Origin of the sequence: Alteriqipengyuania abyssalis (assembly GCF_019857185.1) — a bacterium.
In the GTDB taxonomy this organism is placed as follows: Bacteria; Pseudomonadota; Alphaproteobacteria; order Sphingomonadales; family Sphingomonadaceae; genus Alteriqipengyuania; species Alteriqipengyuania abyssalis.
The window spans coordinates 41,210-55,219 of the sequence record NZ_JAHWXP010000004.1 but is presented as its reverse complement, the minus strand read 5'-3'; the positions used below and the strand labels follow the sequence as shown (position 1 = coordinate 55,219).

The 14,010-nt window shown below is 66.7% G+C and carries 10 protein-coding genes; 6 read left to right on the top strand and 4 right to left on the bottom strand.

Features of this window, described 5'->3' with window-relative positions:
* Positions 1–8 precede the first annotated feature (8 nt).
* On the top strand, positions 9–1,634 hold the full coding sequence (locus KYN89_RS13640) for a carboxylesterase/lipase family protein (RefSeq protein WP_222825607.1): 1,626 nt from the start codon (positions 9–11) through the stop codon (positions 1,632–1,634).
* 45 nt (positions 1,635–1,679) lie between these two features.
* On the opposite strand, the gene KYN89_RS13635 is transcribed toward KYN89_RS13640, so the two are convergent.
* Positions 1,680–2,081 (bottom strand): VOC family protein, encoded by a 402-nt coding sequence (locus KYN89_RS13635; protein ID WP_222825606.1) that lies wholly within the window; start codon positions 2,079–2,081, stop codon positions 1,680–1,682.
* On the bottom strand, positions 2,078–2,989 hold the full coding sequence (locus KYN89_RS13630; protein WP_248285295.1) for an acyl-CoA thioesterase: 912 nt from the start codon (positions 2,987–2,989) through the stop codon (positions 2,078–2,080). The genes KYN89_RS13635 and KYN89_RS13630 overlap by 4 nt, the downstream gene beginning before the upstream one ends.
* A 126-nt stretch (positions 2,990–3,115) precedes the next feature.
* Here KYN89_RS13630 and KYN89_RS13625 point away from each other — a divergent pair, with 126 nt between their 5' ends.
* The gene (locus tag KYN89_RS13625; RefSeq protein ID WP_222825605.1) at positions 3,116–4,294 is read left to right on the top strand and encodes an amidohydrolase family protein; all 1,179 of its coding nucleotides are present in this window, start codon (positions 3,116–3,118) and stop codon (positions 4,292–4,294) included.
* 60 nt (positions 4,295–4,354) lie between these two features.
* Here the strand turns inward: KYN89_RS13625 and KYN89_RS13620 are convergent, their stop codons facing one another.
* Positions 4,355–5,866 (bottom strand): MmgE/PrpD family protein, encoded by a 1,512-nt coding sequence (locus KYN89_RS13620; RefSeq protein ID WP_346727242.1) that lies wholly within the window; start codon positions 5,864–5,866, stop codon positions 4,355–4,357.
* Between the two features lie 127 nt (positions 5,867–5,993).
* Between KYN89_RS13620 and KYN89_RS13615 the strand changes: the two genes are divergently transcribed.
* On the top strand, positions 5,994–6,587 hold the full coding sequence (locus KYN89_RS13615; protein ID WP_222825604.1) for a TetR/AcrR family transcriptional regulator: 594 nt from the start codon (positions 5,994–5,996) through the stop codon (positions 6,585–6,587).
* Here the strand turns inward: KYN89_RS13615 and KYN89_RS13610 are convergent.
* Positions 6,584–7,432 (bottom strand): TetR/AcrR family transcriptional regulator, encoded by an 849-nt coding sequence (locus KYN89_RS13610; protein WP_222825603.1) that lies wholly within the window; start codon positions 7,430–7,432, stop codon positions 6,584–6,586. The two genes, KYN89_RS13615 and KYN89_RS13610, sit on opposite strands and share 4 nt — an antisense overlap.
* A gap of 423 nt (positions 7,433–7,855) precedes the next feature.
* Here KYN89_RS13610 and KYN89_RS13605 point away from each other — a divergent pair, with 423 nt between their 5' ends.
* From KYN89_RS13605 to KYN89_RS13595, 3 genes are all read left to right on the top strand, one after another.
* Positions 7,856–9,205 carry a carboxylesterase/lipase family protein gene (locus KYN89_RS13605; protein WP_222825602.1) on the top strand — a complete coding sequence of 450 codons (1,350 nt, stop codon included), beginning with the start codon at positions 7,856–7,858 and terminating at the stop codon, positions 9,203–9,205.
* A gap of 48 nt (positions 9,206–9,253) precedes the next feature.
* Positions 9,254–12,256: a TonB-dependent receptor domain-containing protein gene (locus KYN89_RS13600; RefSeq protein ID WP_248285294.1), complete on the top strand. Its 3,003-nt coding sequence runs from the start codon at positions 9,254–9,256 to the stop codon at positions 12,254–12,256.
* Positions 12,257–12,352: 96 nt separating this feature from the next.
* Entirely contained in the window at positions 12,353–13,972 is a 1,620-nt protein-coding gene (locus tag KYN89_RS13595; RefSeq protein ID WP_248285293.1) for a carboxylesterase/lipase family protein, read from the top strand.
* The last annotated feature ends 38 nt before the right edge of the window (positions 13,973–14,010 follow it).

Here is a 14,010-nt window from a genome sequence, read left to right as displayed (position 1 = left end):
AGAGGGGAATGACGATCCGCAAACTTTGGGTGGGCCTTGCCACCGCCGCTGCGCTCGGGCTGTCGGCCTGCGCGACCACGGGGGCAGACGCGCCCGCCGTGCAGGTGGGCGGCGCACCGCTCCTCCGGACCAGCTACGGCCCGGTGGTCGGCTCGCGCGAAGGCGCAAGCGGGGCGGTCAACGTCTTCCGCGGCGTTCGCTATGCGGCATCGACCGAGGGACGGCGCTTCCAGCGCGCGGCGGACCCGCAGCCGTGGTCGCAGCCGCTGGAGGCTACCCGGTTCGGCAGCGAATGCCCGCAAATCCCTTCCCCCGATGTGCCCGTTTTCGCCTCGTGGGCGAACACGGTCGGCACCAGCGAAGACTGCCTGTTCCTCAACGTCTGGACGCGCGGCCTTGGCGACGGGAAGAAGCGCCCGATCATGGTCTGGCTGCACGGCGGCGGCTACGTCACCGGTTCCGGCTCTAGCAATGGCTACGACGGCTCGCGGCTGGCCGAGCGGGGCGATGTGGTCGTCGTCACGCTCAACCATCGGCTGAACGCGCTGGGCTATTCCTACCTCGGCGGGCTGACCGACGATCCGAAATATGCCGATAGCGGCAACCTCGGCAGTCTCGACATCGTCAGGGCGCTCGAATGGGTGCGTGACCATGCCGAGGCGATCGGCGGAGACCCGGATAATGTGACGATCTTCGGCGAGTCCGGCGGTGCCGCCAAGGTCTCCACACTGATGGCGATGGAGGGTGCGCGCGGGCTGTTCCAGCGCGCGATCGCGCAGTCGGGTTCGATGTCGCTCTCAGGCTTCACCCCGCGCGTGGGAACGCCGCTGGCGAAGGACCTGATGACCACCGCCGGTGCCTCCAGCGTGGAAGAACTGGCAGCCATGCCGATCGAGGATTTCATCGCGGCGATGATGAAGTCGCGCAGCCGCGGCGCGTTCTATCGGCCGGTGGTGGATGGCCGATCGCTGACTCGCCAGCCTTACGCGCCCGATGCCAATCCGGTCTCCGCCGACATCCCGCTGCTGGTCGGCACCAACAACAACGAGATGCGCCTGCAGGGCGGCCTCGGCAGTCCGGAGAACTTCGTGCTGACGTGGGAGCAGCTGCCCGCGAAGCTCAAGGCCTTCACCGGCGATGCCGATGTCGATGAGGTGATCGCGGGCATGCGCGCGGCGCATCCGGACTACGACGCGAGCGACGTGTTCTTCCAGGTCGCGACCTTCCGCAATTATCGCGGCACGGCGCTGCTTCAGGCAGAGCGCAAGAGCGAGCAGTCCGCTCCGGTCTACATGTACCGGCTCGACTGGAAGACCCCGGTCGAGGGTGGGCGGCTGGAGACGCCGCACGCGCTCGATATCGCCTTCGTGTTCGACAATGTCGCGCGCTCGACCAGCTATACCGGGCCCGAGACGGCGGAGACGCAGCGAATGGCCGACCTGATGGCCGATGCGTGGATCGCGTTTGCGCGCACCGGTAATCCGAACACGCCCGCGCTGCCGCAATGGCCGACTTATGATACGCGCACCCGGGCGACGATGATCTTCGATCTCGATCCGCAGATGGTGCAGGACCCGGACGGGGAAGAGCGCGAACTGCTCCAGCGGCTGCTGCCCGAGGGGCGCGGGCTTTAGGGCCTGGCGATTGGGGAGCGCGGCCCTTGAGTGCCGCGCTTCTCCTCAGCCTGCGGTGGCTGCCGCGCCCATCTGCATGATCTCGATCTCGTGGCCCTCGGGCGCGCGGACGAACGCGATCCGGGCGGGGCCGAATTGAACGGTCTCGCCCTTCTGCTTTGCTCCGGCGGAGAGGGCGCGGGCCAGGTCGGCATCGAGATCGCGCGAGATCATGCCCACCGGGCCGTAGCCGTTGCCGGTGTCGATCGCGCGGCCATCCTTCCAGTGGAACAGCACGATCGTGGTCGAACCCTTCGCGCCGGTCATCACATGTTCGCGGAAGGTCGGCGTGTCGACCGTGTCGGCATGGGTCAGGCCGAAGCCGCTTTCGAAGAAGGCGGTCGCGGCGTCGATATCCGCCACCGTCAGTTTGACGAAGGTGAAGAGGGCGGGCTCGGTCGTGCTCATTGAGAGTCCTTTCGTGCATCACTTCTGGGTCGCATCAGGCTCTCCTGCGCAACGGTGGCGACCATCCGGCCATTGAGATCGTAGAAGTGCCCGCGATTGAGGCCCCGTGCGTGGCCTGCCCACGGGCTCTCGGTCGCGAACAGATGCCACTTGTCGAAATCGGGCGTCTCGTGAAACCACACCGCATGGTCGAGCGAGGCGGTCTGTACGCGATCGCTCCCCGGCCGGATGCCATGTGGCAGCAGCGCATTGCGCAGGAACATCATGTCCGACGCATAGCCCAGCAGCGCGCGCTGGAGCAGCGGGTCCGCCCCGGTCGGCTCGCGCATCCGCATCCACACCGCGGTCTTCGCTTCGCGTCCTTCGGAACCGAACAGCAGCCCCGGATCGATCGGGACGATCTCTATCGGGCGTTTCTGCAACCGCTCGACGATCGGGACGCTCGCCGCCTTGGCGTTACCTTTGCGCCATGCCTCCAGCCCGGCCAGCGCCGCGTCGATGTCGAGCGGGAAGGGCGCAAGGGCGGTGTGCCGGAACCCGTCCTCCTCGACATGGAACGACACGGTCATGGTGAAGATCAGCCGGCCGTCCTGAAAGCCATCGACCCGGCGCACTGCGAAGCTTCGTCCGGAAGATAGCTGGGTGACGGTGTAGCGCACCGGATGCGCGCTCGATCCGGCCTTCAGGAAATGGGCGTGCAACGAATGGGGCAGGCGGGCGCCATCCTCCACCGCCGATGCCGCGAGCAGCGCCTGCGCAATGGCATGGCCGCCGAACAGGCGCGGCCCCATGGCCGGGCCGGAGCGCCCTTCGAAAGTCGCGGCATCGATGGTTTCGAGCGCAAGGACTTTGACAAGATCGACGATGTTGAGCCTCCCCCAAGTTCTCCATACCGGATATTCAGCCATGCCGCCGATAGCAAGCCGCTGCGGCGAAATGTGCCAAACTTCGCTTTGCAGGCGCTTTCATTTACTAGCGTTGACACCATAACAACTAGTGTGACAATGTGCGCCGGACAACGCAGGGAGAAGCTGATGACCTATACCAAGGGCCGGATCGTGAACGACGCCGATTCACACACGATGGAAACGCAGGACTGGCTCGCCGCCCATCTCGAAGGCGAGTACAAGGAGATGTATTCGCAGGTCTATTCGAAGCGCGAGGGTGGTGACCGGATCGTCAAGATGATCGACGCGGCAAAGGCGCGGAAGAGCGACCCCGAAGCACGCGCCAAGGCGCTGGAGAACCCCATTGAAGGTGCCAAAGGCTGGCTCGGCTATGGCGGGTTCGACAAGGAGGAACGCGTCGAGGCACTCGACTGGCTGGGCTTCGAGCGCCAGCTAGTCTTCCCGACCTTCGGGCTGGGCGCGATCACCAGGGCGGAAACCGACGACCAGCGCTATGCTGCGGCCACCGCGCTCAACAAGGCGCAGCAGGAGTTCTGCGATGCCGATGCGCGGATGGACTGCGTCGCGTTCACTCCGCTCGACGATCCCGAGCGCGGCCTCGCGGAGGCAAAGCGCGCGGTCGGCGCCGGTGCGAAGGCGGTGATGTTCAGCGCCGGGCCGGCGGGCGACAAGAGTCCCGGGCACCCCGATTTCGATCCGTTCTGGCAGTTCCTGCAGGACAACAAGATCCCCTTCATGCTGCATATCGGGCCGGGCACGAAAACCCAGCCGACCAAGTTCCGCAACAACGGGCGCGAGCGTGCGGCGGATCTGCATGGCGGGGGCGAGAACCTGCGTTTCCCGGACTTCATGTGCCTGTGGTACGCGCCGCAGGAGTTCCTCACCGCGATGGTCTATGACGGCGTCTTCCAGCGCTTCCCCGACCTGCGCGGCGGCGTGATCGAAAGCGGGGCGGGTTGGGTGCCCGAGTTCCTGCGCATGCTCGACCACGGCTGGTACTCGTTCAACAAGACCGACCAGTACCTGAAGGACATGGACCTGATGCCGTCGGAGTACATCAAGCGTGCAGTCCGCTTCACGCCGTTCCCGAACGAGGACGTGGGCCACATGATCCGCAATTCCGCGCCCGAACTCTACCTGTTCTCCAGCGACTATCCGCACCCCGAGGGCACGAAGGATCCCTTCGGCAAGTTCGAAGCCTCGCTCGAAGGGTTCGACGAGGAGGTGAAGGACATGTTCTACCGCACCAACTACGACCACATGATGTACCGCAAGAGCGAAGCGTTGGCCGAAGCGGCCGAGTAAGCTTCCTCTCATGTCGACTGGGGGAGCATCCGCGCGGTGCTCCCCCCTTTTTGTCCGTCGTCAGGCGCTCTCGAAGCGCATCAGATCGATGATCGGATCGACGCTCTCGGCACTGTCCAGCCCATCGCATAGCGCGACCAGGCGATCCGCCTTGCGCGTGCCCAGCACCGGCTCGACCAGTTCGTGGGCCTTCACTTCCACCTCGGCCTTCGACAGCGGGTGGGTGGGGAAGCCGGGGACGTAGGCCACGTAGCGTTCCTCGCGCGTCCCGTCCTTGCGAACTAGCGTGACCCGCGCGCTTTCGGTGCGATCCTCGCCTTCGCCGGTTTCTTGCGCTTCGTCGCGCACCACCGTCACCTTGCGCGCGAAGGCCTGTGCCGCCGTGTCGCTCTCCTGCCGCTCAAGCGATTGCGCGGAGACGAAATCGAGCCGCCCGTCGAGCATGATGATCGCGGCGAGATAGGGGATGTTGAGCGCGGGCATGTTGGCGCGCTCGAAGGTGGCAGCTTCGCCGGGCATGGCCACGGTGATGCTCTCCACCTCGTCGGGCCGCACGGTCTGCCGCAGGTCGAGCAGCGCGCGGACTGCGGGCTGTGTCGGCCCGCCTACGGGATAGCGCTTCATCGCTGAGAGCGACAATTCGTAATGCTCGTGCAGGCCCTCGACCAGCGAGGCATGGTCCGCACCTTCGCCCTGGAACGCGCGCCAGCGGAACCAGGCATTCTCGTTGTCGAAGCTCGCGGGCACGCCGGTGTAGCCCAGCTTCGCCATCTGCGCGGCCTGCATCCCGTTGCGCGCGCCCATGCCACCGAACACGAACGCCTTTTCGACATGGCGCACGTCGAGCAGCCATTGCCACGACCCCGACGCCTGCTGCGCGCAGTAGGCGAGCATGTGATCGACCTGTTCCGCCGACAAGCCCATCAGCGGGGCCGCGGCGGCGGCCGCGCCGAAGGTGGGGGCAACGCCATGGTTGGCAAGCCCGGCGAGGTAGAGATTGCGCGTGCCGATCGCCTTGGGGAGCCTGCCCGCAATCTCGTAGCCCGCCGTCACCGCGCCGACCAGATCGGCTCCGGTCCTGCCGTTCAGCCGCGCCGCTTCCAGCGCAACCGGCACGATGGCGGGGCCGGGCTGGACATAGGCGGAGGGGATGAAGTCGTTGATCTCGGCTGCATGTGCCGTCATCGCCGAGGCGAACACCGCATCGACGGGGGAGGCGGTTTGGCGCGATGCGAGGATCGGGCTTTCCCCGTGCGGCGACATTGCGGCGGCATAGCTGCGCCCCAGCTTCGCCGCTTCGAGCGGCTGGCAGGCCACGATCGCGGCCAGCGTATCGAGAATGTGGAGCCGCGCTCGCTCGCGGATAGCGCCGGGTATGCGGTGCCCCCGCGCTCCGGCGATGTAGCCGGTCAGAGCGGGGGTGATCTCGCGCCACTCCGATGGCTCGGCAACCGGCGCGGCGGTCGCCTGGCGGGCGGCCAGCGCCGGGGCCGTGACTGCCAGCGCACCCGCCGCCGATCCCGCCTTTATAAGCCCGCGCCGTGTCATGCCCCTGCCGATACCCTCGCTCACCCCGGTTCTCCCTCTCTTGGCGTCAGGGTGCCGAGACGGCCTCTGACAGTCAAACCAATAGTGATAAAGCGTGGGAGAGTGGGGTGGCGACCTTGCCAATTTCGTGAGTGCGCGGCACAGCGGGGGCATGGAGGCCATGCCGGCAGAGGGTGATCGCGAGCAGCAGCTGCTCGACGCAGCGCAGACGCTGATCCGCGAAGGCCGGACACTCAACATCTCGCTGGGCGAGGTGGCCGACCGGGTAGGGGTCAGCCGCAGCCTCCTCTACGTCTATTTCGACGGTGTTCCGGCGATCATCGACGCGCTGTTCCTGCAGCATCTGGACCGGCTGGCGGCACGCATCCTGCCAGAGCTGGATTCCGCCGAGGCGAGCTATCGCGAGCGTGCCAGCGCGGCCTATGCCGCCTATCTCGACTACCTGATCGAGAGCGGGCCGATCCTGCAGTTGATCCTGCGCGAACGGCATCAGGACAGTCCGCTCGGCGCGGAGAGCCAGCGGCAGTTTCGCCGCCTGCTGCGGCGCGTTGCCGAGGATACGCGCCGTGCGCTCAGCCTCGCGCCGCGCGAGGCCTTCGTCCTGCTCGAACTCACCGCCGGGATACCCGAGGCGCTGGCGCGTCTGGTGCGTGGCGGGGAGATCGACCGGGAGGCCGCGCATGCGACCTGCCGCCGGCTGGTTACCGCCTCGGTAGACGGGTTCGCGGTCGCCCCGACGACCTAGTCGGCTTCTGCGGTGAGGGTGTCGCCGCTGTGGACTCCGGCCATGATCACGGTGAGGCAGATTTCCTCGACCATCGCGAAGGGCGCACGCCTGCTCGCCACGATACCGCCCGCTTTCAGGCTGACCGCAGCCAGTGCGGCGGTCGATGCGCGTGCGCTCTGCAGGTCCATCTTGCGCTTTCCGACCAGCTGCTGGAGGATCGGCGCGCGCGCCGCATTGCTTTGCGCCACCCATTCGGGCTTCAGCGCGTCGCGGACCTCGGGCGTGCGCAGCAGCATTTGCAGCAAGGGTCCGCGCTGCGCAGCTTCGTGCAGATAGCCGATGGTCGAGAGCATCACCCGGGTCTGGTGGTTCGTGCCGCGCGCAATCCGCTTGCGTCGCTGGGTTTCCTGGGTCGCGATCTCACGCCGCGCGAGCGCCAGCAGCAGCTCTGTCCGCCCGCCGAAGCAGTTGTGCACCTGGGTTTCGCTGATCCCGGCAAGCCGCGCGACCTCGCGGATCGTCACCGCCGACAGCCCTTCCTTGAGCGCGAGCTCGCTGGCCGTGTCCATCAGGTGCTGGCGCCGTTCCTCGGCAGACATGCGCGTGCGGGTGCCGGGCGACTTGCGCGGCTGCCGCTGGCCGAGGGCGAAGGTCTCGCTCAGGCCGATCGGGGCGGGGGGCAGGTCGGGGCGCGGGTCGCGCGCGGATGCGCTGCGGGTCCAGTGTGATCGCGGCGGGCGCGGAATGTCGAGCCGGTCGCAGATCTTGGCGAGGCCATTGCCGGTCAGGCCATAGCGTGCCGCGACCGATCCCATGGGTTCGGACCATACTCGTTCGAACAGCTCGGCGCGGGTCAGTTCCATGGTCGCTTGGATATTCCCATCATCACCGGTGTGTCCAGCCGCAGGATCGCTGCGCGCCGCTCGCGAGCCTGACACACCTGACACACTGTCCAGGGGGAGAAAACGTCCCCTTCCCGGGCGCGCCTTTCGAATCCGGTCCCCGGCCATCCGGTGCAACCCGTCCTAGCGCGAATGGCGAGCTGTAGGACAGCGCCCCTGTGGCTCCGCTGCCTGCGCACGCCGCCGCTGGCCGTCATGGCGTGTGCAGGCTTGTAAAAAATCCGTCTCGATATCGTACCCGATATTCGAATATGCTTGTTGTTAGATTGTAAATGGTGCGCTATGACGGTGGGAAATAAGGATGTGGAGGGGAGAATGGCGCGGTTTTTGGCGGCTTTGGCCGTTGTTGTCACCGGCCTGGTGCCGCAGGCTCTTGGCGCTCAAATGCCAGACCCGATCGACGGGGTGGAGGTCGATGTCGACGCGGGCACCCTCATGGGATCGCGCGAAAACGGCGTACTGGTTTTTCGAGGCGTGCCCTATGCCGCTGCCCCGACAGGCGAAAATCGCTGGCGCGCTCCGCAGCCGGTGGAGCCGTGGGCGGGTGTTCGCGCAGCGACCGCTCACGAACCGCCGTGTGCCCAGCCGGTCGATACCGACACCACGGTCGCAAATTTCGGCGGGGTGAACGGGGCCCAGTCGGAGGACTGCCTCTACCTCACCATCACTGCCCCGGAGAATGCACAGGGCGCGCCCGTGCTGGTCTGGTTCCACGGCGGTGCGTTCTTCCTCGGCGCGGGCAGTCTCGGCTCTTACGACGGGACGGCCAACGCGCAGCAGGGCGTCATCACGGTCAGCGTCAATTACCGGCTGGGGGCGCTGGCGAACTTCGTTCATCCCGCGCTCGATGCGCAGCACCCGGATGAGCCGCAGGGCAATTACGCGCTGCAGGATGCGGTCGCCGTGCTCGAATGGGTGCGGGACAATATCGCGGCTTTCGGAGGCGATGCCGAACAGGTGACCGTCGCTGGCCAGTCGGCCGGGGGCGGGATCGTCGTCAACCTCCTGTCGCTGCCGTCTGCCAAGGGCCTGTTCGACAAGGCCATCGTGCAGTCGGGCAGCCTGCTGCTGCCGGACCGGCCTACGGCAGACGCGCAGCGCATGGCGCAAGAGGCGCTGGAAACCATCGGCATCGGCCCGGACGTGACAGCGGACGAATTGCGCAGCATTTCCGCGCAGACCTTCGCCGCCTCGGAGCCGCTGCGCGCGGGCTTCTTCTTCACGCCGGACCCGGCTTTCAAGCCGACATCGACCATCGCCGCATTGCGGGCGGGCAAGGAAACCGACGTGCCGGTACTGGTCGGCACCAACAGGGGCGAGAAGGGCTTTGCTGCCGCGCGCACGCTCGCCGCGCTGGCGGGCGACACCGGCGCACCGGCCTTCCTCTACCGCTTCGACCACACGCCCGCCTTCCGCGCGGGCGAATGGGGCGAGGGGCCGATCCATTCGGCCGAGCTGATGTTCACCTTCGATTCGATCGACCGGTCGAGCTGGGGCGGAGAGCGCGCCGATGCAGCCGACCGTGCGCTGGCCGACAGGGTCAACGGCTGCTGGGTCGCCTTCGTGAAGATGGCGCCCGGGGCGAAAGACTTCGCGTGCGCCGACGGCTTCACCTGGCAGGCCTATCAGCCGGGCGGCTCGGCGGCGCTGATCGAAACCGCGGGTCTGCGGATGGCTCCGGCGGACGCGCTGCCGGACGGCCCCGAGGAGGATGCCACCACACAGGACGAATAGTCCGACCGAATAAAAACGCCGGAAAACGGCGATGTTGGGGAGAGAGAAATGATTGGTAAATCGCACTTCATGGTGGGGACCGCGTGCGCCCTGGCGTTCGCGCCTGCGGCAATGGCGCAGACCACCCCGGACAGCGACGCGCAGAACCAGCCCGAGCTTGCCGAGCAGATTGAGTCCGAACCCGATGTGACGATCGTGGTCACCGGATCGTATATCAAGGGCCAGCGCGAAGACGGCGCGCAGCCGGTCGACGTGTTCGGTCAGGCAGAGCTGGAAGCGCGCGGGATCGACAGCCCGCTGGAGTTCATCAAGAGCCTCCCCTCGGTCGGCCCGGTGCTCGGCGATTCCAACCAGTACGGTGCGGGCGGCAGCCAGGGCGTCGGCTCGATCAACCTGCGCAGCCTGGGGCGTGAGCGGACGCTTGTGCTGTTCAACAATCGCCGCTTCGCAACCGAACCGGGCGATGGCGCGGCGGATACCAACCTGATCCCGCTGTTCGCGCTGGACCGGATCGAGGTGCTCAAAGACGGTGCCGCCTCCACCTATGGCTCGGATGCCATCGCGGGCGTCGCCAACTTCGTCACCCGGCGCGATTTCACCGGCGTCGAGCTGGCCGGCGATTACGAGTTCGTCGACGGGTCGGACAATAATTATCGCCTCAGCGCGCTCGCCGGGTTCGATCTGGGCGCGGCCAACCTGATGATCGGGGCGGGCTGGCAGCACAGGTCCGAACTGCCCACGACCGCGCGCGATTTCACCCAGGTGCCTTACGCGGACAATCCCACCGGCTATTCCTTCCTCAGCAATCCGGGCCTCTATGCGCCGCTCGGGGTCATTCCCGGGCGCGGGGTGACGACGCTGGGGCTGGGGGTCGACGGCAATCGCGTGGATGCGTGTGAATCGCTGGGCGGGATCGAAGGTGCATTCCCCCGCGCGGTCGGCGCGCCGCTTCCGGTCTGTCGCTATAGCTACATCCCCTTCGTCAACCTGATCGAGGAAGAAGACCGCTACCAGTTCTATGGCCAGCTGCTGGTCGACCTCTCCGACACGGTCCGTTTCACCGCCGAAGCGCTCTATTCGCATACCGAGCTGAAGGAGCTTGGCTATTCGCCGAGCTATCCGATCACCCAGGGCCCCAACGGCCCCGGCAGCGCGAGCGCGTTCACCGTGCCCGCCAGCAACCCCGGCTATGCTGCCTTCCTCGAGCAGACCTTCGCGCCGGGCACGCCGCCGCGCCTGTTCACCCCGGTTCTCGCGTCCATCGTGCTGTTCCGGCCCTTTGCGCTGGGCGGCAATCCGCTCGACGATCGCGGAGCCGGGCGGGGACAGGCGATCAACGATGCGTGGCGCGTGTCCGCCGGGTTCGACTTCGACCTGACGGACAATCTGTCGCTGCAGACCTTCGGCACCTATATCCGCAGCTCCCGCCTCGCCTTCTCCTACGACATGGTCAGCGACCGCTTGCAGCGCGCGCTCAACGGCTTTGGTGGCGACAATTGCACTGGCACCACGCCGGGTGCGAACGGGTGCCTGTACTTCAACCCGTTCATCAATGCCGCGCCGGGCAATCCGGCGCTGGGCCTGACCAATCCGGCCTATGTTCCGGGGAACGAGAACTCGCAGGAAGTGATCGACTACCTGTCCCAGCAGAGTGGTACGCGCGCGACCGAAGAGCAGTTTATCGTCGATGCGGTGTTCAGCGGCGATTTCGAGGTGTTCGGGCGGACGCTGGGCTATGCCTTCGGTGGCCAGTTCCGGCAGACCAATTTCGCGACCGATCCGCTCAACCGGTTCAGCGATCCCGAGGCGTACCCGTGTGCGATCGATGGCGACCGCTCGTGCCTCGACGATCCGAACGACACCAACTTCCCGGTCGGCGCGTTCACCTTCCTCGGCCAGTATCCCGATGCGCGCCTGTCGCAGGATGTCTACGCCCTGTTTGCCGAGGCGCAGATGGAGGTGTTCGACGGGTTCGAGCTGACCGGCGCGGTCCGGTTCGAGGATTACGGCGGGCTGGTCGGCTCGACCGTCAATCCCAAGCTCTCGGCCCGCTGGCAGGTGACCGATTTCCTCGCCCTGCGCGGGTCTGTGGGCGATACGTTCCGCGGGCCGCTGCCGGCCGATCTGGGCACCGCCGGGGTGCGCGCGGTGGCGGGGATCAACGTGCTGGGCGGCAATTTCAAGGCGACCGACACCGTGGGCAATCCCGCGCTCGCGCCCGAAACCGCGCTGACCTACAACATGGGTGCGATTCTCGAATTCGGCGGGTTCAACTTCAGCGTCGATTACTGGACCTACGAGTTCGAAGGGCGGTTCACCAACCTGCCGATCCAGGCGATCGCGGCCAACGTCGCGCCCGGCGGGCAGGACGGCACCCAGCTGGTCGACTGCTCCAGTCCTTTCGTGGACTACGTGGTCTTCGCAGGCGGTGTCTGCACGCAGGGCACGACCATCGGGAACGACATCAGCCGACTGCAGACGCAGACGGTGAACGGCCCCGACGTGACCACCAGCGGTCTCGACTTCAGCGTCAACTACCGCACCAACCTTGGCCCGGTGCGGCTGAATCTGGGCGCGAACGCGACCTACACGCTCAAGTACGAATTCAGCGATTTCGAATTCAACGGGCTGCTCTTCAGCCCCGGCTACGATGCGGCGGGCTATGCCAATTACGACCGCGCACCGGGCACCGTGTCGAAATGGCGGGCGAGCGGATACCTCAATCTGCAGTTCGATCCGGTCAGCGTGACCTGGTCGAGCAACTATATCGGCGGAGTGACTGACAACCGCTGCGACGGCTTGCAGTTCTGCGCCGAAACGCCCGAGTTCGGCGGGACCAATTTCGGCCGCGAGATCGGCGACTTCTTCGTCCACGATCTCTTCGCCACGGTCGACCTGACGCTGGCCGGGGTCGAGGCGGAGCTGCAGGGCGGGATCGAAAACCTGTTCGATACCGACCCCCCTGCCGCCCGGCTCGAATACAGCTACGACCCGTTCATCGGCACCGCCAAGGGGCGCACCTTCAAGGTCGGCGTGAAGCTGCGCTTCTGAGCGGCAGCGATTGAAGCAGTCGTGCGAGGGGGCGGGGGCCAATGGCGGCTTTCCGCCCCTTCACGCGCGACGACACATCAAGGGGAGGAACCTTACATGACACGAACTGCCATGATGCTCGCATCGATCGCCGTACTTGCGCTGAGTGCTCCGGTCGCCGCGCAGGACAGTGCCGGGCCGCCCGCTGCGACCCCGGTGGTCGAGACCGAAGCAGGCAAGGTGCAGGGCCTCGAACAGGGCGGGATCGATGCTTTCCTCGGTGTCCGCTACGCCGCCCCGCCGCTGGGCGATCTGCGCTTCCAGCCGCCCGCGAAGCCCGAAGCTTGGGAGGGCGTGGCCGATGCCACCGGCTACGGCGCGCCGTGCATGCAGCTCTATTCGGCGAGCGGGCCCAACGAATCCGAGATGACCCGCCGCATCCAGGCTATCTTCCCCACCTCGACCGAGGCGAAGATGGACAACGAGGATTGCCTGTTCCTCAACGTCTGGACCCCCGCGGCGGGCGACGGGAAGAAACGGCCCGTGATGGTCTGGTTCCACGGCGGCGGCTACGCCTACGGATCGGGCAACTGGCCCGCCTATAATGGCCGCAATCTGGCGGAGAAGGGCGACGTCGTCGTCGTCACGGTCAACCACCGGCTCAACGCTTTCGGCTATCTCAACCTCGCGGAAAAGTTCGGCGAGGACTTCGCCGCCTCGGGCAATGTCGGCAATCTCGACCTCGTCCGCTCGCTCGAATGGGTGCGCGACAATATTGCGGGCTTCGGCGGCGATCCGGACAATGTCACAATCATGGGCGAGTCCGGGGGCGGGTCGAAGGTTAGCCACCTGATGGCGATGCCCGCCGCCGACGGCCTGTTCGACAAGGCGGTGATCCAGTCTGGCCCCGGCGTGTTCAGCGGCAAGCCTGCCGAGGCGGCGGATTATGCCGCGAAGATCCTGGAGGCGGCGGGCGTCGAAACGCTGGACGATTTGCGCAATGTGCGCAGCGACGAGATCGTCGAGGCGGTGCGCAAGGCGACCCCGGCGGAGGGCGCGATGGGGCGCGGGCCGCAGTTCGGGCCGATTGCCGACGGCACGATCATCCCGCGCGACCCCTTCCTGCCCGCCGCGCCCGAGCAGTCGCGCGATATCCCGGTGCTGATCGGCTACAACAAGGACGAGATGACGCTGTTCGTCGCCGCACAACCGTGGTTCGGGCGGCTGACCGAGGGCACGCTCAACGCGATGACCGGGGCGATGGGCGAACAGGCGGTTGCGGCGGTGGCCGCCTATCGCAAGCGCTATCCCGACTATTCGCCCACGCACCTCGCGGCCATCGCGATGGGCACCCGCTTCGTGCGCGGCACTTACCTGCTGGCCGACCAGCAGGCGAAGACCGCGAGCGCGCCGGTCTACGTCTATCGTCTGACGTGGGAGACGCCGATCGGCGGCGGCATGCTGCGCACGCCGCACACGCTCGACATCCCGCTGATGTTCGACAATGCGAAGGAAAGCGCGGCGCTGGTTGGCACCGGCGAGGACGCCCAGACAATGGCCGACATGATGAGCGACGCGTGGATCGCCTTCGCCAAGACCGGCACCCCGTCGAGCGAACTTCTGCCCGAGTGGAAGGCCTACACGCCCTCGGCCCGCAATGTGATGGAGCTGAACGTCGAGCCGCAGCTGGTCGACGACCCCGAAAAGGACATTCGCGAACTGCCCAGCGAGCTTTGAAGCGCGGACATGAAAAAGGCCGGCGTCCCGCGTGGGGC

What these genes read in the sequence shown, in the direction of transcription:
- KYN89_RS13610 (WP_222825603.1), bottom strand. Translation starts at nt 7,432, where the DNA reads ATGGAACTGACCCGCGCCGAGCTGTTCGAACGAGTATGGTCCGAACCC.
- KYN89_RS13605 (WP_222825602.1), top strand. Translation starts at nt 7,856, where the DNA reads ATGCCAGACCCGATCGACGGGGTGGAGGTCGATGTCGACGCGGGCACC.
- KYN89_RS13635 (WP_222825606.1), bottom strand. Translation starts at nt 2,081, where the DNA reads ATGAGCACGACCGAGCCCGCCCTCTTCACCTTCGTCAAACTGACGGTG.
- KYN89_RS13630 (WP_248285295.1), bottom strand. Translation starts at nt 2,989, where the DNA reads ATGGCTGAATATCCGGTATGGAGAACTTGGGGGAGGCTCAACATCGTC.
- KYN89_RS13615 (WP_222825604.1), top strand. Translation starts at nt 5,994, where the DNA reads ATGGAGGCCATGCCGGCAGAGGGTGATCGCGAGCAGCAGCTGCTCGAC.
- KYN89_RS13625 (WP_222825605.1), top strand. Translation starts at nt 3,116, where the DNA reads ATGACCTATACCAAGGGCCGGATCGTGAACGACGCCGATTCACACACG.
- KYN89_RS13640 (WP_222825607.1), top strand. Translation starts at nt 9, where the DNA reads ATGACGATCCGCAAACTTTGGGTGGGCCTTGCCACCGCCGCTGCGCTC.
- KYN89_RS13600 (WP_248285294.1), top strand. Translation starts at nt 9,254, where the DNA reads ATGATTGGTAAATCGCACTTCATGGTGGGGACCGCGTGCGCCCTGGCG.
- KYN89_RS13595 (WP_248285293.1), top strand. Translation starts at nt 12,353, where the DNA reads ATGACACGAACTGCCATGATGCTCGCATCGATCGCCGTACTTGCGCTG.